The sequence below is a fragment of the Engelhardtia mirabilis genome (assembly GCF_007748095.1).
In the GTDB taxonomy this organism is placed as follows: domain Bacteria; phylum Planctomycetota; class UBA1135; order UBA1135.
In genome coordinates this window covers 1789888-1808457 of sequence record NZ_CP036287.1, presented here as the reverse complement: position 1 = coordinate 1808457, position 18570 = coordinate 1789888, and the positions used below count along the sequence as shown (strand labels likewise).

General features: G+C 67.0%; 16 protein-coding genes and 1 tRNA gene. 5 read left to right on the top strand and 12 right to left on the bottom strand.

Going from position 1 to position 18570, the window contains the following annotated elements; genetic code table 11:
• Nucleotides 1-12 precede the first annotated feature (12 nt).
• The 5 genes from nrfD to Pla133_RS26030 form a co-directional block, all read right to left on the bottom strand.
• Nucleotides 13-1458, bottom strand: a complete 1446-nt coding sequence (gene nrfD / locus Pla133_RS06490) for an NrfD/PsrC family molybdoenzyme membrane anchor subunit (RefSeq protein WP_145063689.1) — start codon at nt 1456-1458, stop codon at nt 13-15.
• 4 nt (nt 1459-1462) lie between these two features.
• Entirely contained in the window at nt 1463-4570 is a 3108-nt protein-coding gene (locus Pla133_RS06485; RefSeq protein WP_145063687.1) for a TAT-variant-translocated molybdopterin oxidoreductase, read from the bottom strand.
• Between the two features lie 2 nt (nt 4571-4572).
• Nucleotides 4573-5214 carry a cytochrome c3 family protein gene (locus tag Pla133_RS06480; RefSeq protein WP_145063685.1) on the bottom strand — a complete coding sequence of 214 codons (642 nt, stop codon included), beginning with the start codon at nt 5212-5214 and terminating at the stop codon, nt 4573-4575.
• 397 nt (nt 5215-5611) lie between these two features.
• Complete coding sequence (locus tag Pla133_RS06475; protein ID WP_145063679.1) at nt 5612-6181, bottom strand: response regulator transcription factor; 570 nt, start codon at nt 6179-6181, stop codon at nt 5612-5614.
• A 21-nt stretch (nt 6182-6202) separates the two neighbouring features.
• Nucleotides 6203-7612, bottom strand: coding sequence for a sensor histidine kinase (locus Pla133_RS26030; RefSeq protein WP_419192190.1), 1410 nt, complete (start codon nt 7610-7612; stop codon nt 6203-6205).
• Between the two features lie 200 nt (nt 7613-7812).
• Between Pla133_RS26030 and Pla133_RS06460 the strand changes: the two genes are divergently transcribed.
• Nucleotides 7813-7888 (top strand) — tRNA-Gly (locus tag Pla133_RS06460).
• Nucleotides 7889-8151: 263 nt separating this feature from the next.
• On the opposite strand, the gene Pla133_RS06455 is transcribed toward Pla133_RS06460, so the two are convergent.
• Nucleotides 8152-9258, bottom strand: coding sequence for a hypothetical protein (locus Pla133_RS06455; protein ID WP_145063673.1), 1107 nt, complete (start codon nt 9256-9258; stop codon nt 8152-8154).
• A 332-nt stretch (nt 9259-9590) separates the two neighbouring features.
• On the opposite strand from Pla133_RS06455, the gene istA reads away from it, so the two are divergent.
• Entirely contained in the window at nt 9591-11219 is a 1629-nt protein-coding gene (gene istA / locus Pla133_RS06450) for an IS21 family transposase (RefSeq protein ID WP_145061410.1), read from the top strand.
• A complete protein-coding gene (istB, locus tag Pla133_RS06445) occupies nt 11216-11989 on the top strand; it encodes an IS21-like element helper ATPase IstB (protein WP_145061753.1) in 774 nt (257 codons plus the stop codon). The genes istA and istB overlap by 4 nt, the downstream gene beginning before the upstream one ends.
• A gap of 6 nt (nt 11990-11995) precedes the next feature.
• Here the strand turns inward: istB and Pla133_RS06440 are convergent, their stop codons facing one another.
• The 6 genes from Pla133_RS06440 to Pla133_RS06420 all read right to left on the bottom strand — a co-directional run bounded on the left by Pla133_RS06440 (nt 11996) and on the right by Pla133_RS06420 (nt 16355).
• Nucleotides 11996-12262 carry a hypothetical protein gene (locus Pla133_RS06440; RefSeq protein ID WP_145063668.1) on the bottom strand — a complete coding sequence of 89 codons (267 nt, stop codon included), beginning with the start codon at nt 12260-12262 and terminating at the stop codon, nt 11996-11998.
• 143 nt (nt 12263-12405) lie between these two features.
• Entirely contained in the window at nt 12406-13473 is a 1068-nt protein-coding gene (locus Pla133_RS06435) for a restriction system modified-DNA reader domain-containing protein (protein ID WP_419192189.1), read from the bottom strand.
• A gap of 201 nt (nt 13474-13674) precedes the next feature.
• Nucleotides 13675-14115, bottom strand: coding sequence for a hypothetical protein (locus Pla133_RS06430; RefSeq protein WP_145063661.1), 441 nt, complete (start codon nt 14113-14115; stop codon nt 13675-13677).
• Nucleotides 14116-14343: 228 nt separating this feature from the next.
• Nucleotides 14344-14760: a hypothetical protein gene (locus Pla133_RS06425; protein WP_145063656.1), complete on the bottom strand. Its 417-nt coding sequence runs from the start codon at nt 14758-14760 to the stop codon at nt 14344-14346.
• Nucleotides 14761-15306: 546 nt separating this feature from the next.
• Nucleotides 15307-15450, bottom strand: coding sequence for an RNA-binding protein (locus tag Pla133_RS26025; RefSeq protein WP_419192485.1), 144 nt, complete (start codon nt 15448-15450; stop codon nt 15307-15309).
• A gap of 29 nt (nt 15451-15479) precedes the next feature.
• Nucleotides 15480-16355, bottom strand: coding sequence for a helix-turn-helix domain-containing protein (locus tag Pla133_RS06420; RefSeq protein ID WP_419192187.1), 876 nt, complete (start codon nt 16353-16355; stop codon nt 15480-15482).
• 612 nt (nt 16356-16967) lie between these two features.
• On the opposite strand from Pla133_RS06420, the gene Pla133_RS06415 reads away from it, so the two are divergent.
• Entirely contained in the window at nt 16968-17573 is a 606-nt protein-coding gene (locus Pla133_RS06415; RefSeq protein ID WP_145063650.1) for a type IV toxin-antitoxin system AbiEi family antitoxin domain-containing protein, read from the top strand.
• On the top strand, nt 17570-18454 hold the full coding sequence (locus tag Pla133_RS06410; RefSeq protein ID WP_419192186.1) for a nucleotidyl transferase AbiEii/AbiGii toxin family protein: 885 nt from the start codon (nt 17570-17572) through the stop codon (nt 18452-18454). The genes Pla133_RS06415 and Pla133_RS06410 overlap by 4 nt, the downstream gene beginning before the upstream one ends.
• The last annotated feature ends 116 nt before the right edge of the window (nt 18455-18570 follow it).

Here is an 18570-nt window from a genome sequence, read left to right as displayed (position 1 = left end):
GTTCGATCCCCCTCAGTTAACCGACGGGACAGGAGCGGACTCGACCTCGGAGGGCTGCTTCTGAGTCGGCTTCGGGAAGGGCATGACCGACTTGACCTCGCTGATGGCGATCATCGGCAGGAAGCGGAGGAAGAGCAGGAACAGCGTGAAGAACAGTCCGAAGCTGCCGATCAGCATCAGGATGTCGACGATCGTGGGGTGGAAGTAGCCCCAGCTCGAGGGCAGGAAGTCGCGAGCGAGCGACGTGACCGTGATCACGAAGCGCTCGAACCACATGCCGACGTTCACCAGGATCGCGGCGACCATCATGATCGGGATCGAGGTCCGGCACTTCTTGAACCAGAAGATCTGCGGCGTGATCACGTTGCAGCTGACCATCGTCCAGTACGCCCAGGCGTAGGGACCGAAGGCGCGGTTCATGAACGCGAACTGCTCGTACTTGTTCCCGCCGTACCAGGCGATGAAGAACTCCATCGAGTAGGCGTAGCCGACCATCGAACCGGTCGCGAGGATGACCTTGTTCATGTTCTCCAGGTGGCGCATCGTGATGATGTTCCGCATCCCGTAGAACGCCCGCGCCGGGACCGCGAGGGTCACCACCATCGCGAAGCCACTGAAGATGGCGCCGGCGACGAAGTAGGGCGGGAAGATCGTCGTGTGCCAGCCGGGGAGCTGGGAGACCGCGAAGTCGAAGGAAACGACCGTGTGCACCGAGAGCACGAGCGGCGTGGCCAGGGCGGCCAGCAGCAGGTAGGCGCGCTCGTAGCGGTGCCAGGCCCGCGCCGAGCCGCGCCAGCCCAGGGAGAGGATGCCGTAGCCCAAGCGGCGGAGCGGGTGCCGCGCGCGGTCACGGATCGTCGCCAGGTCGGGGATCATTCCCATGTACCAGAAGACCAGGGAGACCGAGGCGTAGGTACCGACCGCGAACACGTCCCAGAGCAGCGGCGACCGGAAGTTCGGCCACATCAACATCTGGTTGGGCAGCGGGAACAGCCAGTAGGCCAGCCAGATGCGGCCCACGTGGATGCCCGGGAAGGTGCCGGCGCAGACGACCGCGAAGATCGTCATGGCCTCCGCGAAGCGGTTGATGCTCGTGCGCCAGTCCTGTCGCAGCAGGAACAGGATGGCCGAGATCAGCGTGCCCGCGTGCCCGATACCGACCCAGAACACGAAGTTCACGATCGGCCAGCCCCAGGCGACCGGGATCTGGTTACCCCAGACACCGACGCCGGTGACGATCAGGTAGACGATCAGGCTGAACAGGACTCCGAGGAACGTGACCGCCGCCATGAAGGACAGCAGCCACGTGCGGTGCACCTTGGGATCCTCGACGACGGAGCAGACCTGTTCGGTGATCTGACCGTAGGTCTTGTTCTCGAGGATCAGCGGCGTCCGCGGACCGGGGACGTCGCCGGTGTTGTCGATCCCCTTGAGGGGCGCGTAGGTCTTCCCAGCCATCGATCTAGACCAGCTCGGGGTTCGGGTTGGTCACGCGGGCCAGGTAGGCCGTACGCGGTTTGATGTTCAGGTACGCCAGCATCGCGTAGCCGCGGGGCAGCTCGTGCTTCTTGCGGACGGCGCTTTTCTCGTCGGCCAGGTCGCCGAAGGTGATCGCCTCGGCCGGGCAGGTCTGCTGGCAGGCGGTGACGATCTCGCCGTCCTCGATCGGGCGCTTCTTGTTGCGCGCGTCGATCTTGACCGCCTGGATGCGCTGCACGCAGTACGTGCACTTCTCCATCACACCACGGTGACGGACCGTGACTTCGGGGTTGAAGCCGAGCTTCTTGACCGCGTTGTCGGGGTCCTTCAGGTCCTTGTGGTAGTTGAAGAAGTTGAAGCGCCGGACCTTCACCGGGCAGTTGTTGCTGCAGTAGCGAGTTCCGATGCAGCGGTTGTAGACCATGTCGTTGAGGCCCTCGTCCGAGTGGACGGTGGCCGCGACCGGGCAAACCTGCTCGCAGGGGGCCATCTCGCACTGGATGCAACCCACCGGCTGGCGGTGCACGCGCGGGTTGTCCTCGTCGAGTTCCCCGTGGCTGCGGTGCTCGACGGGCTTCGCGGACTCGTGGGGCGCGTAGGAGTGCTCCTCGGCCTCGCCGGTCTCGAAGTAGCGGTCGATCCGCAACCAGTGCATCTCACGGTTGTTGATGACCTGCTCCTTGCCGACGATCGGGATGTTGTTCTCCGACTGGCAAGCGATCACGCAGGCGTTGCACCCGGTGCAGGTCGAAAGGTCGATCGACATGCCCCAGCGGTTGCCGGCGTACTCGAACTCCTTCCACAGGGACTGCAGCGGCGGGTAGTGCGTCCCGAGCAGCGTCTGCTGCATGGCGTCGGGATGCTCGGTGTACTGCTCCAGGGTCTGGTGGCGGGCGAGGTCCTCGATGCGGGCCTCGCGCTCCACCAGACCGGTGGTGTCGATGTCCTGGTGGTCCTGGGTCGACGCCAACTTGTAGGTGCGGCCGGTCTTCTTGACCGTGAGCCCCGTGGCCGACCAGCCGGCGGCCGAGGTCGCCAGGCGGTAGCTGTTGAAGCCCACCGAGGGCGCGTCTTCGTCGATCAAGCCGCCGACATGGCCGGCGCGGGTGCGCCCGTAGCCCAGGGCGAGGCCGACTGCGCCGGCCGCCTGGCCGGGCATCACGTAGACCGCGCACTCGAGCTTGCGCCCGTCGATCTCGAGCTCCACCAACTGCTCATGCTTGACGCCGAGCGACTTGGCCGTGGCCGGGCCGATCAGGGCCGCGTTGTCCCAGGTCAGCTTGGTCATGAACTCGGGCAGCTCCTGGAGCCAGCCGTTGTTCGCGTAGCGACCGTCGTAGGTGCTGGCGTCGGGGAAGAGCGTCAGCTCGAGCGAACCGTTGGCCGGGATCCCGGCGGCCAGGGCGCTGGGCGGGAAGCTCGGGGCCGCGAAGCCGCGGCCGGCCGGGGTGATCGCCCCGAAGGCACTCTGGGCCACGAAGCCGTCGTGCAGGGCGCGGCGCCAACCGGAATCGTCGGTGGCGTAGCGCTCGTCGAAGGTCGCGCGGACCAGCTCCTGGCTGTCGGCAAAGAGCTCGCCGCCCATGCGGGCCAGCAGTTCGAGAGCCGTGCGGCCCTTGTAGAGGGGGTGGATCAGCGGCTGGGTCAGGCAGTGGGTGCCGTCCCAGGCGCGCGCGTCGCCCCAGCTCTCGAGGAAGTGCGCCTGGGGCAGGTGCCAGGTCGAGGCCGCGGAGGTCTCGTCGGCGTAGAGCGCCAGGTGCGCGACGCTACCAACCTCACCCAGGGCGGCCTCGAAGTCGAGGTCAGCCGGGGCGTCGTAGACCGGGTTACCGCCGAGGACGAAGAGAGTCTCGACCTGGCGGCCGCGCATGGCGGCCACCAGGGCCTCCAGCTCGGCGGTGCCACTGACCACGGGTTCGTCGGTCAGCACGACCGTCTTGCCGATGGCCCCGAGCATCGCGTTGATGCGGTGGGCCACGGCGTGGACCGGCGCAGTTTGGCCGGCTCCGACCTGGATCACACACTCGCCGCGGTGAGCGAGCAGGTCGTTGGCCAGGGCGTCGACGAACTTCTTGGTCCGCGGCGCGTCGAGCAGGGCCCCGCTAGGCGCGGCCGAGGGCGAGCCCCAGCCGCTGGGAACCGTGGCGCCCTTGGCGATCAGCGTCGCCTCGAGGGCGGCCAGGACCGCACCGACGCTCTCGGAGCGAACCGGCAGGCGGTGGTCGGCCAGGCTGCCCGTGCTCGTGAAGCGCGACTCGACGGAGTAGAGGCGCGTCATCCAGCCCTCTTCGGGCCGGCGGTGCTTGGCGAAGTCGCGCGCGTGGCGCAGCTCGTCGGGGTGACCGGAGAAGAGGTCGCCGTCGAAGGTCGCGATGACCTTGGCGCCGTCCAGGCGGAAGTGGGTCCGCACCGGACGTCCGAAGGCGAGTTCGCCTCCGGCGCGCTCGGTGGCGCGGTCGACCGGCGCATAGGCCGCGACGCGCGCCTGGGGGAAGCGCGCCTTGACCTTGGCGACCAGGCGCTTGGCGGTCTCCGAGCTGGTGGGCTGGTGCAAGATCGCGAGGCCGGCGCCGGACTTGGCTTCCAGTCGCGACAGCTCCTGATCGAACCAGGCGTCGAACGGCGCCCACCCCTTCTGCTCGTTGCCGTCGCGCGTGAGCACTCGGCTGCGGTCGGGGTCGTACAGCTCGAGGATCGCGCCCTGGGCGAAGCAGCTCGCGGCACCCTGGGTGCCGGGGAGCTGGTCATTGCCCTCGACCTTGATCGGGCGGCCGTCGTAGGAGGTCAGCACCAGGCCCTGGGCGGCAGCGCCGAGCTCCATCGCCGTGGCGAAGTGCTCCGGCACCCCGGGGATGCGATCCTCGGGACGCTCGGCCAGGGGCAGGATGTTCGTCTTCTCCCAGCGGCAGCTCGAAGCGCCGGCGAGGGCGGTCGAGGCGCCCATCAGTTGGAGGAAGCGTCGACGATCGACCCCGTCGAGTTTGTCCGCGCCTTCAGGGAACTCGCGGAACGCGAAGTCCTTGAACTCGTCGGTTCGCTCGAGCTCTTCGAGGCTGCGCCAGTAGCGCGTGTTGGGCGTCTCGGTTTTCATGCTCAGCGGTGGCAGGTCGAGCAGTTGGTCGGGGGGTTGATGCCGTTCAGCTCCTTGAGGCGCTGACCGATCTCACGCTGGTTGGCCGGGGCCCAGTCCATGTTCGTGATCTCGCTCTGGGGCCGCAGGTGCAGCTCCGGCTCGCGATGGCAGTCCAAGCACCAGCCCATGCTCAAGGGCTCGTGCTGCCAGACGACTTCCATCTTGTCGACGCGGCCGTGGCAGCTCACGCAACCCACGCCGCGGTTCACGTGCGCGGAGTGGTTGAAGTAGGCGTAGTCGGGCAGGTCGTGGATACGCACCCACTCGATGGGCTCACCGGTCTCGAAGCTCTCGCGCAGCGGCGTCAGCTTGTGCGACTCCGTGAAGATCATCGAGTGGCAGTTCATGCACGTAGCGGTCGGGGGCACCGCGCTGTGCGCCGCGTCCTCCACCGTGTTGTGGCAGTAGCGGCAGTCGATCTTCAGGTCGCCGGCGTGCAGCTTGTGGCTGTACGGAATCGGCTGCGTCGGCTGGTAGCCGGCGTCGGTCGTCTTCGGCGAAGCGCCGAACCAGACCAGACCGATCACGTAGAGCGGCGCAAGGAGGAGGACACCACCGCTCATGTCGCGGAGAGTGAGGGTCCAGCTCGGGAAGTGGAACATGCCGTGTCGCTCGGTGTCTGGGCCGCCCGCGGCGGACGGCGCAAGTCGATGAGGGCTGAAGAGGGCCGGCCGGAGGGCCGGTGCGGACAGTCCGCGGTCACCGGAACGTGCTGTTCTCTCCGAGTCCGAGGGACGGTCTCGTGGCTGAGAGGGGGGGACGGTTCGCGGCTGTGGGACGCCGTTCTAGGCGCGAGAGTCTAGGGACGCGGGAGGTGCCGTTGAATGCGGCAAAATGTCGCACGACCCAGGAGCGGGGCAGTGGCCTCCGACGCCGATCATCGACGCGACGCGCTCCGAGCCACTGCGGCAGTTCGTCGCACCGCGCTGGCGCGAGTCGTGAGGCGGCCCCAGTCCCCGCGATCGAGAAGCTCGATCTCCAGGGATCGAAGCTCGGCGCTCACTCAGGCGCGAGCTTCTGCAGCTTGCGCTGGAGCGAGCGTCGGTGGATGCCCAGGCGGCGAGCGGCCTCGGAGATGTTGCCGGTGCAGTCGGAGAGCACCCGATGGATGTGCTCCCACTCGGCCCTGGCCAGGCTGGGGGCCTCGTGGTCCCCGCCGTCGTCGGCCGCCGACTCGGGCTCGCCGGTCGCACCGCGGCGGAAGGCGTCCAGGATCTCGTCGGCGTCGGCGGGCTTGGGCAAGTAGCCGGTGGCCCCCAGGCGCATGGCGTCGACGGTGGTCGAGATTGAGCCGTAGCCGGTCAGGACCAGGATCTGGGTCGTCGGGTCGACGGACTTCAGCTCGCGCACGGCGTCCAAGCCGGAGCGGCCAGGCATGCGGAGGTCGACCACAGCTAGCTCGGGGCTCTCGTCGCCGGCGAGGATCAGGGCCTCGTCGACGTTGGCGGCCGTGCGGACCTCGAGCCCCCGGTCCCGGAAGGCCCGGGCCAGGCGGTCGCGGAAGACGGCGTCGTCGTCGACCAGCAGGATCGAGCGGGTGGCGTCGAGGGAGGGGTCCGGGTCTGTCACGGGGGAGACTCTAATTAACGTCTAGCCGCGCGGACGGAAGATCCCGCTGGGAGTGCGGCGGCGGGGAGCTGTGGCGGGCACGGAGACGCCGCTCTCGGGCAGCTCGAGGCGAGCCACGGTGCCACGGCCCGGCTCGGAGTCCAGCACCAGCCGCCCCCCCAAACGCTCGGCCAGGGTCCGGGTGAGGAACAGCCCCAGCCCCATGCCCGAGCCGGGATCCTTGGTGGTGAAGAAGGGCTCCACGGCCCGCTCCAGGGTGGCGGCGTCCATGCCCGTACCGGCGTCGGCGACTTCGATGGTCACGCCGGAGCCCAGGGGGGAGATGGTCACGGCGATCCCCGCGTCGGAGTTGGAGGCGTCCAGGCCGTTCTTGATCAGGCCACGCACGGCGCGGGTGAGAGCGGTGCGCGGGGCCAGGAGGGCGCGATCGGCGGCGTCCCCCTCGAAGCTGATACGCACCCGCGCCCCGGCCTCGAGCTTGCCCACAGCGGCCTCGATCAGCTGGGAAGTCGGCAGCGCCACGAGCTGCTCCCCCACCGATTCGCCGGCATCCAGGGACATCTGATCCAGGATCTCCCGGCAGCGAGTTACCTCCCGACGGACGAGCTGGGCGTCCTCGCGCAGGTGCACGTCCTCCGAGCGCTCGAGGGCGCGCTCGAGCTCCTTGGCCACCACGGCGATGGTCGACAGGGGCGAGGCCAGCTCGTGGGCGGCCCCGGCAGCGAGGTTCGCGAGGGCCTCGAGCCGAGCGGCATCGGCACGCCGCTGGCGCTCACGGTCGAGCTCCCCCTCCCGCCGGGCCAGCTCGGCGTTGATGGTCCGCACGAAGTAGGCCGTGAACGTCGCGACCGCGACGAACGAGACGAAAGCCCCCTTGGCATACAGCGAGATGTCCCCGATGCCCGCCAACTCCCCCGGCGGCGCGAAGTCGATGATCGGCCCCCCAACGCCGTACAGGGGCAGTTGCGAGAAGAGCAGCCCCCCAACCGACGCCACCGCCGCCACGTACACGATCGCCATCCAGACGCCGCCCAACACCACCGTCGCGAGCACCAGGTTGACGATGTAGAAGAACCAGAAGGGGTTGCCGATCCCCCCACTCACGAAGAGCAGCGCCGTCAGCAGCAGCACGTCCGCCAACATCGTCACCCCGAGCAGCATCGTCCCCTCCCGCCGCCACTTCTCGTCGTCGCCGTCGCGCAGGGCCCGGAAGTACCAGACCTGCAGCCCGAAGTTGAGGACCAGACCGAGCGCCACAACGGTCAGCAAGGGCAGCAGATGGAGGTCAACGTCCAGCCCGATGGACACGACCGCGATGGTCAGCAGCTGCCCCAGGACCCCCGCCCGGCGCAAACGCAGGAGCCAAGCGAAGTTGATCCTGATCCGCTCCGTGGCGGCACTATCAGGATGAAAGGGATCGGGCTCCGCCACGCGGGCATCTTAGGCGGGCCGAGGGCGCGGCCGAGGCGGGTTCTGGGGGTGAGGGAACGGCGGTGCGACCGCCCCTGAGTCGGGCCGCACCGCCCCCCCCCGGCGAGCGCCGCCCCAGCGGTCGCCCAAGCCCGCCCGCCACCACCCACCCCACCGATTGACCCCCACCCCGGAACTGCTAGACTCGCGCCCCCATCTGAGCGGGCGTAACTCAGTTGGTAGAGTGTCAGCTTCCCAAGCTGAATGTCGTGGGTTCGAGTCCCATCGCCCGCTCCAACTTGGGATGCACTCGTGGGGTGAGTGAGGGGCAGTTGCCGGCACGACCGAATGACGCCTCAAGAGGTGTCGTCGTTTAGTTGCAGGTAGTCCGACCGCGCGTCCTGACTTGGCCCGCGAGAGCGCCGCAGCCATCTCGCGTCATCATCGACCCCGGCGGCGGCGAACTTCCAGGAATGCGACCTCGACTGCCTGGCGAAGCAGGGAGCGAGCTCTGCCGTCGTTGGGACGACCTGGCTGGAGTAACGTTGAGCACCACAACTTCACGGCGCATTGCGAAGGATGGAGAGAACCTCATCGCATTGAGCGCTTACTCTCCGCGCAAACTCCTCGTCAGTCACTCGAAGGGTGACGGGCAGCCCATCGAATATGTCATTCACGGCATTGACGAAGACCAAATCTGTGCCGAGAAGCAAGAGCTCACCCATCTCGCCGGGCGCTGCGTGCTGCTCTGCGGTCAGAGACTTGCCGGTCAGCGCTCTTCTCTGTCCATCGTGGAGAGCACGACGCGCTTGGAGGTATGCAACCTCATTGGCGTACTTGGCCTTGATCCCGAGCTCGGATGCGCGAGTCTCGCGGCGCCGCTTCGACTCCAGTCGAGCACTCTCATGCTCTTCCCGAAGTCGCGCAGCCTGCTCTGCGCGTTCGATTTCTTCCGCCTCGCGCTCCAGCCGCGCTGCCTCGTCTGCAACTCGACGCGCTTCGCTCTCTTTGCGTCGAGCCACTTCCTCTTCCGCGGCCTGCGCCGCGAGCTCTTCTGGCGTGGCCTCGCCGATCTCCACATAGAGCCCGGCAGCGCGGTATGCCCTCCGCATGGAGTCCTCGGACAGCGATTCGAGGAATCCGTCCAAGGCCGTTGTGAACGAGGGCCCGTGATCGCTGTCGGACACGACCCCGTACGCTCCGCTGTAGCTGCTATTCCAGTCGACGAATTGCTGCATGGAGTCTCGCGTTCGCTGCACGAGCGCGTTGACCGACTCACGCGCCTTCTCCGCCAGTAAACCCTGGCCAGTCGCATGCAGGTTGGCTTGCACCTCCCAAAGACCGTCGAGAATGCCTAGAGCTTCCTTCGTGAGGCGAAGCGGGTAGGCCGGTATCTCCTTTCGCAGGCCGCCATGCTTGGTCGCGAAGCTCGAACTGACTTTCCACGTCAACGGGCGATCGGGGTCGGCGACTTCGAAGTCGAGATCCGTGCCGAAGCGGCCAGGCGTCGGGACCACCCCCCTAGTCCGTGGGTTCTCGGCGAAGGCAGACGTATATGCGGACGCGAGGGTAGCGGCGTCCTCCGCATTGCCTGCAAACATCTCGGCGGCAGTCGTGGCGCAGCCGGCGACCGCGAGGAGAGTGGCGACAAGGGGGACTCGAATCATTTCGAGATGTTCTCATCACCCGCAGCTCTGTCAAGCGGTTTCGATCTTAGCCTTCGTTTCGAGGTACCTCGCCCGAATGCGGTTGCCGCGCGGGCTGAATCACCGGCCCCTGGGCCCGTACTGTCCGGAAACTCGGCCCACACTCTTGAGGCGCTCCCCGGCTGGCTCGAGAGCGATGCTCAACCTGACCTGGACTCATCGCGTGCACGCCTCCCCCGCTGACCTTGGGGATCACCCAAAACCGGCCAGTAGTGATCGGGTCAAAAGCGGCCAGTTGAAGGGGTGATCCCGGGACGTTGACGCGGCAGGAGGGCGTGTGCTCTTCGTGCCGGATGGGCAACGTCTTGAAGCACGAGAAGCAAGAGCAGATCCGAGCACTGGGCCGGCTGGGCTGGTCGATGAGGCGCATCGAGGATGCGACGGGGGTGCGTCGTGAGACGGTGAGCCGTCATCTGAAGGCGGCCGGGATCGAAGTCCGGGGGCGGCGTCAGCGGCGCCTGGAGGCCGATTCAAATGCGGCCGGTTGCCCGACCACCGACTCCGAGGCCGATTCAAATGCGGCCAGTTACCCGATCACCGACCCCGGGCCGGATCCAAGAGCGGCCAGTCAGGTGACCACCGACCTCGAGCGGGCGCCGGCTCCAGGCTGGAGTCCGATGGCGAGCCGGTGCGAGGCCTTCCGCGAGCAGATCGAAGCGGCTGTGGCGAGGGGCCGTAATGCGAAATCGATCTGGCAGGAGCTGGTGGACGAGCACGGCTTCGAGGCCGGCTACCAGAGCGTACGGCGCTTCGTGCACAAGCTACGGGGCAGCGTCGCTCGCGAAGCCCACCCCACGATCGTGACCGCGGCGGGCGAGGAAGCACAGGTGGACTACGGCACGGGCCCGATGGTGCGTCACCCCGAGACGGGCAAGTACCGCCGGACACGGCTCTTCGCGCTGACGCTCGGGTGCAGCCGCAAGGCGGTTTGGCTCTTGTGCTTCAAGTCGAGCTCGCAGACGTGGTGCGAGCTGCACGAAGACGCCTTCCGCCGTCTCGGCGGCACGACGAGGACGGTCGTGCTCGACAACCTGAAGGAAGGCGTGCTGAAGCCCGACGTGTACGACCCCGATCTGAACCCGCTATACCGCGACATGCTCGCGCACTACGGCGTCGTCGCGCTGCCTGCGCGCGTGCGGCATCCCGATCGCAAGGGCAAGGTCGAGCGCTCAGTCGGCTACGCCCAGGACACGGCGCTCAAGGGGATGCGCTTCGAGAGCTTGAAGGACGCTCAGGCTCATCTCGATCGCTGGACGGAACGCTGGGCCGACACGCGCATCCACGGTACGACCAAGCGTCAGGTCGCCGCGATGTTTGCCGAGGAGCAGCCGACGCTGCAAGCACTGCCAGTCGAGCCCTTTGGCTACTTCCAGTACGGCGCACGCACGGTCCACCTGGACGGCTGCGTCGAAGTCGATGCCGCTTACTACGGAGCGCCGCCCGGCTGGATCGGTCGCGAGGTCGCGGTGCAGTGGAGCGGTAACTGGGTGCGTCTGCTCGACCTCGGGACCGGCGAGCTCCTGCGCGAGCATCGCAAGAAGCCTCGAGGATGGCGCTCGGTCCATCCGTCGGATCGTCCGGCGAAGACGCCTGTCACGACGCTGCAACTGCTTGCCAGGTCTCGCGGCGCGGGTGCGTCCGTGGGCGCGCTGTGCGAGGAGATCCACAAGAGGCGCGAGCAGGGCGGCGTGCGCCAGATCCAGGGCGTGCTGTCCCTCGTAAAGAAGTACGGCGACGCACCGATCGAGAAGGCGTGCGCCGTCGCCCTCGAGGTCGGCGCTCCCAACTACCGCTTCGTCAAGAAGTGGATCGACCGCAAGCCACCGGCGCCGCTCTCGCTGCGGCAGGTGGATCCGCTGATCCGCGAACTCTCGCTGTACCGCGACCTGATCGACTCCAGAACCGAAACCGGAACCCAATGAACAGGATCGAGATCGACAAGGCCCTGAGGAAGCTGCGGCTCTCGGGCATGGCTAACACCCTGGAGACACGACTGCTCGAAGCCCAGACCGAGCGCATGCCTCCGATCGACTTCCTCTCCCAGCTCGTCTCGGACGAGCTCGAGCGGCGAGGGGATCGACTGATCGAGCGCCGCATCAAGTACGCCCGCTTCCGAGATGCGGATCGAAGGCTCGACGACTTCGACTTCGACTTCAACAAGAAGATGAATCGCCGGCTGGTCTTCGACCTCGCGACCGCTCGCTTCGTCTCGAAGGCTGAGGACGCTCTCTTCCTGGGCCCCCCCGGCACCGGCAAGAGCCATCTCGCCCAGGCGATCGGGCAGGCTGCGATCTTGCAAGGCTGGGCCGTCGCCTACCGCGAGGCCCACGTCCTGATCGAGGAGATGGCCGACGCGACGCTCGACGGCGCCCGCAGCGAGTACCTGGCCAAGATGGAGAAGGTCCCACTGCTCATCGTCGACGACCTGGGCATGCGCAAGCTGCCGCATACCGCGGCCGAGGATCTGCTCGAGCTCATCATCCGGCGCTACGAGCGGACCAGCACCATCCTGACCTCGAACCGGCCTGTCGACGACTGGGGCAAGCTCCTCGGAGACACCGCGGCTGTCACAGCACTGCTCGATCGGCTGCTGCACCACGCGCACGTCCTGAAGTGTGGACCCAAGAGCTGGCGCACTCAGAAGCGGGCCAGCGCAAGAACGGATCAACCCGTGCTTGCCTTGAACGACTGAAATCCGCTAAACCGACACCCGTCCCGGTCGCTCCAACTGGCCGCATTTGACCCGATCACAACTGGCCGGTTTTGACCCGATCCCCGAGGTCTTGACCAGCTCATTGGTCTGCGCAGGGGCGACCGGGGCAGCGATAACCACCGCCGCGCCGACGGCAAGCGCGAAGAACGACGACCTGAGAGTTTCTCCGAACACCTGATCTCCTTCTGCAAAGTTCTCGTCGGAACCCCGACGATGAATCGGAACGGTGAGTTGTGCACTGAGCAAGTACACGGCTTGAGTTTCCGGATGCTTGACACCGCTGGCTTTTGGTGCTCAGCACGCCAGTTGCCAGTTGTGGATCCCATCGGCCTTCCCCTGTAGAGGTCGAGGCTAGCGGGCGAGCACGAGGCATTCCACGGCAAGATCGCCAGCCCTCACCCCACCTGCCCCCGCTCCTTCAGCAGCCGCTCCCTCCAGTTCCCGATCGGCCCCACCTTGCCCGTCGTCCCTGGACACCTCCAGAAGTCCCACCCATTCGTCGCCGGCAGCTTCCCGTCCTTGCCCATCCCGACGACCGACGCTCGAGCCGCTGCGGCTGCCTGCGACAGCGACTGGAAGCGCTCCCGCCCAATGGTGACCGCCCCATCGGCCTCAACCCGGGCGCGGAGTTCCTTGCCCTTGTAGGTCCGCTTCAGCTCGAGCGGCGCGGCGATGAGCCCGGCCTCCAAGAGGTCCGCCAGGGATACGCCCATGGCGCCGTCAGACACGGCCGCCTTTGTCCCCGGGGACGTCCTGACCCTGCGCCCCTTCGGCAGCGCCGGAGGCGGCCCCTCCTGAGGCAGCGGGAAGTCCAGCTCGACCTGACACCGACCCAGCGAAGACCGGATCTCCTCGACGGTCAGGTCCTTGGTCTGTCGCTCGATCAGGTTGACCAGCAGCATGTCGCCCTCCGCAGAGAAGAGCTCCTCGAGCACGCCCCCCACCTGCCGGTCGACGAACTGAGCCCGCCAGAGCACCCGCAAGCGGTTCTCCTGCATCCGTGCCTTGCTGAGCAGCTCGAGGGTCTCCAGGAGGTCCTGAGACTCCTCGGTGATGCTGACGGAGCGGAAGAGCTTCTCGTCGACGTGCACCGCCGCGTGGGAGTTGTAGATTCGGTACTCGTCACCGTTGGTCAGCACGACCCACTCCACCCCGGCGACCGTGGCGTAGCCCATGATCTGGGCCGTCCACTTGGGGTCCTGGAGGTCGTGCCCGAGCGCCTTGGCCTCGACGAACAGCAGCGGGGTCCGCAGGTCGAGCAGCGCGTAGTCGACGGGCTTGTCGCTCCGCTTGCGCCGGTACTCCCGTTGGACCTCGTCGAGATCCTCGACAGCCCAGCCCAGGGCACGCAGGACCGGCTCGATCAGCGTCGCCTTGGTGTTCTCCTCGTTGAGCTGCCGCGCGCCTCGGTGCTTCCCGATGCGCTCACGGACCGCCTCAACCGCCTTCTTCAGATCGGCCAACTCAACCTCCCTTGGATGCTGGCGGCGCTGGGAGCCGCCCTGGCAGGCCTGAGGCAACTGGGTCGGGGCGGAGGCCACAATCGCGGCAGTACAGCCTCGATGGACCGCGGCGTGACACTCGCCTCCGAAGAGTGCACGCGCAGCACAGGGGTTGGTCATCCTGCCACCCCAAGCGCACGCGCCACAACCCCTCGCCGCCCCTCACTCGTCGCCGAGGTAGCCCCAGAAGACGGCCGACTGCAAGCTCTCGCTACTGTCCCGAACCGTCACGACCCTTCCCGCATCGATGATGAGCCCACGGTTCAAGTGCACCATGCCGGACCGAACCTCCGTTGTGGGCAGCGGTTTGACAATGAAGTGGTCGGCTCCCTCCAACATCAGATGCACCTGATCGACACCGGAGATCGGCAACCAAACCCCAAGATCGGTGACGACCAATCTCTTACCAGGCGGCACCAAGTATGAGTCACCCTCTCGGATCTCGACGAGGTCCCTTGGGGACGGCTTCACCTCAAGAGGCCGCGTGATGTCAACCTTTACCAGCGCCGAGCCCGGCTGGGTCAACTGAGCGGCGGCCACCAGCGAGAGAATCCCGACCAGCGCGAATGCGCCGGCCACGGCAGAGGGGGCATGGAGCTTCATGGGAACGAAGGTATGTAGCCTCCAACTATGGCGCAACCCCGGGACAAACAGGCAGACAGGCTAGGACTAGCAGGCCGCGTCCCAAGAGCATCCGCACCGCAGGGCTCCGATGCCGCATTGGCCCCAATCCTTGGCGCGGCATAGGCACTCGCGGCCTCAACTAGGCTGACACTGCCGTCCCCTGGTTCCTGCGCGACGACACGCCAACATCTTCTCTGATTACACGAATCATCGCGAACGCAGCTCCTCACTCATCAACCAAATCATCGCGGCTAGCTCAGATACTGCTTGCGAGTCTGCCACACCTCCTTCGGTCGCCGCATTAAGCTCGCTCACAAGAACCTGAGCCTTCTGTTTGAGTCGATCGCGGGTCAGCGCGCCTTGGCCATTGTCGTTACTGTGCAGGATCGCGACGAAGTCAGCTGCGGTCGCCAGCCGATTCGGTTCGGTTGCCTGCCTCCAATCGCCGCCATCAGCCTGATGTAGAGAGCCGCCCGAATACCAATTGATGGACTGCTGAGCTGACGACCGGTCACCCCGCTCTCCCGGGTCGCTTTCACCGCAGGACACAAGCAAGGTCAACGAAGTCATCAGTCCGACCAGAGCGAAGGCACCGGCCACGGCAGAGGGGGTATGGAGTTTCATTGCATGGCGACGCTAGGCATCAGTGAACGATCCGTCAATGCCCCACTGGAACTTGTCGGTCGGGTCCTCTCCTGAATCGCGCCAGCTTGCGAACGCACGTCTACTCCGTCGCAACGCGTTCCCTACAGGCGCCCATCGCCGCCCCTCGAGCACTGCGAGGTCCTTTCGGGCTTCGGCTGCCGACGCAGTCGGAGCGACGCCCGCCAACTCCGTCCCTGCGCAAGATTCGGGCTTGCGCCCTGGGCGAGGACTGCGACGATCCCTTGAGCCTCGACTGCCGCGCTTCCGGCCTCGGCCTCCTCCACCAGTGACATCAATCAACAGAACGACCTGCCAGGCTTTTCATCCGTGGACCCCTCTCGCTCGAATAATCGCAGTCGCAACTGCAATCAGCATAGGAGCAGCCCCCTCCGACGCCGCTCAGGTACCGGTACAGACCGAGGAACTCGTTCTGACGATCCTCGACCCAGTCGCGGGTGGTCGGTTTGGTTGGTCTCTGGCGGCTGGAGATATCGCCAAGAGCTGTGGATGGAAGTCCTGGAGAGGTCACGCAGCGACCTTGATGCCGTCCTTGAATCGGACTCCTCGGATGACGTCTCCGAGGTGTTCGTGGCCGTTTAGCTTCCGCCAGGTCTTCTCGGCCGACTTGGCGAGCTTGTAGACCATGGCGAGGCAGGGTGCCTGACTCACTCGCTGCTGGCTATTGACTGATGCGCTCTCTAACTGTTGCTGCCCCTGCCCCTGATTCGATGCCCCTGGATCGCGCATGCCCTGCCTCCGTCCCGCATCGTAGCGAGTGGGCTTCGCCTCGGGGTGCCCAGGATCCGGGCTGACAGGATGCGGCGCCAGGACAGGGGCCCGGCGACGAGCCCGGCCTGCTGAGCCGGCGTCCTCTTCTTCCGCCCAAACTTCAGCGACGAGTGCGGGCGGATGAAGTTGTAGTAGCAGCGCAGGAGCTCGAGCTGCTCGCGCAGACTGGCTTCGGACCGGCACATGGCCGTCGTCTTCCGCTGCAGGCAGGCGAGCGAGCGCCGGATGGTCAGGTTTAGCCGCTCGACGTAGGACGTGTTGATCGACTTCGAGTCCTCCGACCGCCCCAGGGCCTCGTCGAGCATCCAATCCTGCCCGAGGACGAGCCTGCGTTCCGCCCGCACGACCCGCCCCTTTCGGTACCGCTTCTCCACCTGGGCGTGGACGCAAGTTGGGCCGAAGACTCTGGCGATAACCCGCTCGTTGTACTTGAAGGCATCCGTCGTCACGAGCGTGCGTCCGGCCTCCACGCGGCACCTCCACCGCGCCTCGCGAAAGTGTAGCAGCGTGTTGCGGAGCGTTCGGCGGCCCACCAGCGACGTGAGCCACAGCCGGCTCCAGACCTCCACGGCTGTATAGGTCCACAGCGGCGCTTGTCGGCCTTCGGTGCGGACCTTGAGCTCGTCCGATTGCAGCTCGACGGCGGAGACCTCGCGCAGCTTGGCATCGTTGAACGCCTGCGCGTGCACCGCTGCGCGCGCAAGCCAGCGACGGACCGTGCTTGGCGACAGGCCGAGTGCTCGGGCCGTGGCCGCCCGGGACGAGCCCTCCACCGCCAAGGACACGACCTGATCGAAGAGCTTGGGAGGGTGTCGCAGGCGGTGGTAGGCGGTGCCCGCGTTGGCGGCGAAGGTCCGCCCGCAGCCGTGGCACCGATAGCGTCGCTGGGACCGCTGGCGGGTGCTCAGGATCGAGTGCCGGATCGTCCGAGCGGGCTGGTCGGAGCAGGTCGGGGACGGGCAGACGGGGGCCGGGCGTCGGGGCATCTGGGCGGGGCTCGCCAGGGGGTCGCGGGAGGGGGTCGAATCGCCCAGGTGTTAGCCGAGCCGTAAGTGCCTCGGCCCGAGGATGTTGTGCGAGGTCGACAACAGTTTCTGGCGCAGCACCTGCAGCTCGCCGCACCCGCCTGGACGCTCGCTCCGTCGGCCTCGCCGGTGAATCGCACCTACCAAGCCGGCAATATCGATCGATCGCGGGTCCATCGCGACCGGCCTGGGGTTCGCCGCTCGTGCAGGAGGACGTCGGCACCAGCCGGTTCGCGAGAGCGTCGGACGTTTGATGGCCCTGGACTGGCTCGGCGGAGGCTCCGAGCCGGCCGGTGCCCCCAGCCAGGACCTTCTCGATCTCGACGTGACTTTTCGTCGGTCATCGCGCACCATGACCGACACTTCGTCACGATGGCCACACCTCACTCCACCGACGACCTCCTCGCCCTCCTCCGCCAGCGGGGCCTCGTCCGCGCCTCGACACTCGAGGAGCTGGGCTACCACCGCATGCAGCTCAAGCGCCTCGTCGAGCGCGGCCTGATCGCGCAACGCGGACGCGGCCTCTACGGACCCGTCGGCTCGCCCTTGTCCGAGAACGCAAGCCTCGCGGAGGTGGTCACTCGAGTCCCGTCGGCAACGCTCTGCCTCCTCACCGCACTGCGCCTTCACGGCCTCACCACCCAGAACCCCTTCGAGGTCTGGATCATGATCGACCGGAAAGCGCGCAAGCCGGCGATCGAACATCCACGTCTCCAGGTTGTCCGCGCCTCGGGCGAATCGCTGACCGCAGGGGTCCAGATGCAGCAGATCGAGGGCGTCGAGGCGCGGGTCACCAGCGTCGCGAAGACCGTCGTCGACTGCTTCAAGTACCGCTCTCGGATCGGCGACGACGTTGCCATCGAGGCGCTCCGCGACGCCTGGACGAGGAGGACCGTGACGATGGACGAGCTGTTCGAGCTCGCGCGAGTAGATCGGGTTTCGACGGTCATCCGCCCGTACCTGGAGTCCCTCGCGTGACGTCCGGCAGCGGCGACCCGCGCGCTATCCACCGCGCCCTCCTCGCCCGCGCGCGCCAGGAGGGCGCCGACTTCAACGCCCTCTGCGTCCAGTTCGCGATCGAGCGGCTGCTCTACCGACTCGCGCGCTCCGATCAGGCCGAACGCTTCGTGCTCAAGGGCGCGATGCTCTTCCGTGCCTGGACCGGTGACCTGCACCGCCCGACGAAGGACGTCGACCTGCTCGGGCACGGCGACCCGACTCCTGCTTCCATGGCCTCCGCCATTCGATCGATCGCAGCCACGCCGGTAGACCCCGACGGCATCGGATTCGACCTGAGCAGCATCGTTGCCCGCGAGATCCGCGAGGCACAGAGCTACGGCGGCATCCATGTGGATCTCGACGCCTACCTGGGTGAAATGCGGTTGGTAGTTCGCGTCGACGTCGGCTTCGGCGATGCAGTCATCCCCGCTCCCAAGCTGGTCTTGATGCCAGCCATGCTCGATCACGAGCCGCCGCGGCTCAGGATCTACCCGCCCGAGACCGTCGTCGCCGAGAAGCTCGAGGCGATCTGCACGCTGGGACTGGCCAACAGCCGGATGAAGGACTTCTACGACCTGCTGATCATTGGCCGGCGATTCGACCTCGATGCCGACACACTCGGCGCAGCGATCCACGCCACGTTCGAGCGCCGCGGCACCGACCTCCCGCTCGGCCGCCCCACCGGGCTGTCACCCTCCTTCGCCGCCGATCGCCTGAAGATCTCGCAATGGCGCGGCTTCCTGGCCCGGTTGTCGATCTCGGTTGCACCAGGCGAGCTCGCTGGCGTGATTGAGGAAGTCTGGGCCTTCGTCGCGGCGCCGATTGCGAAAGCGCTGGGGGGATCCGGACCGGAATCTTGACCGAGGGGCCGCCCCGTCTCGGACCCGCGCTGAACCGCAGCCGCCTGCAGGCGCTCGGCCATGGCCCCGGGAGCCGGCAGGCTGGATGCTTGCGCTCTGCGCACTCTAGTACCGAG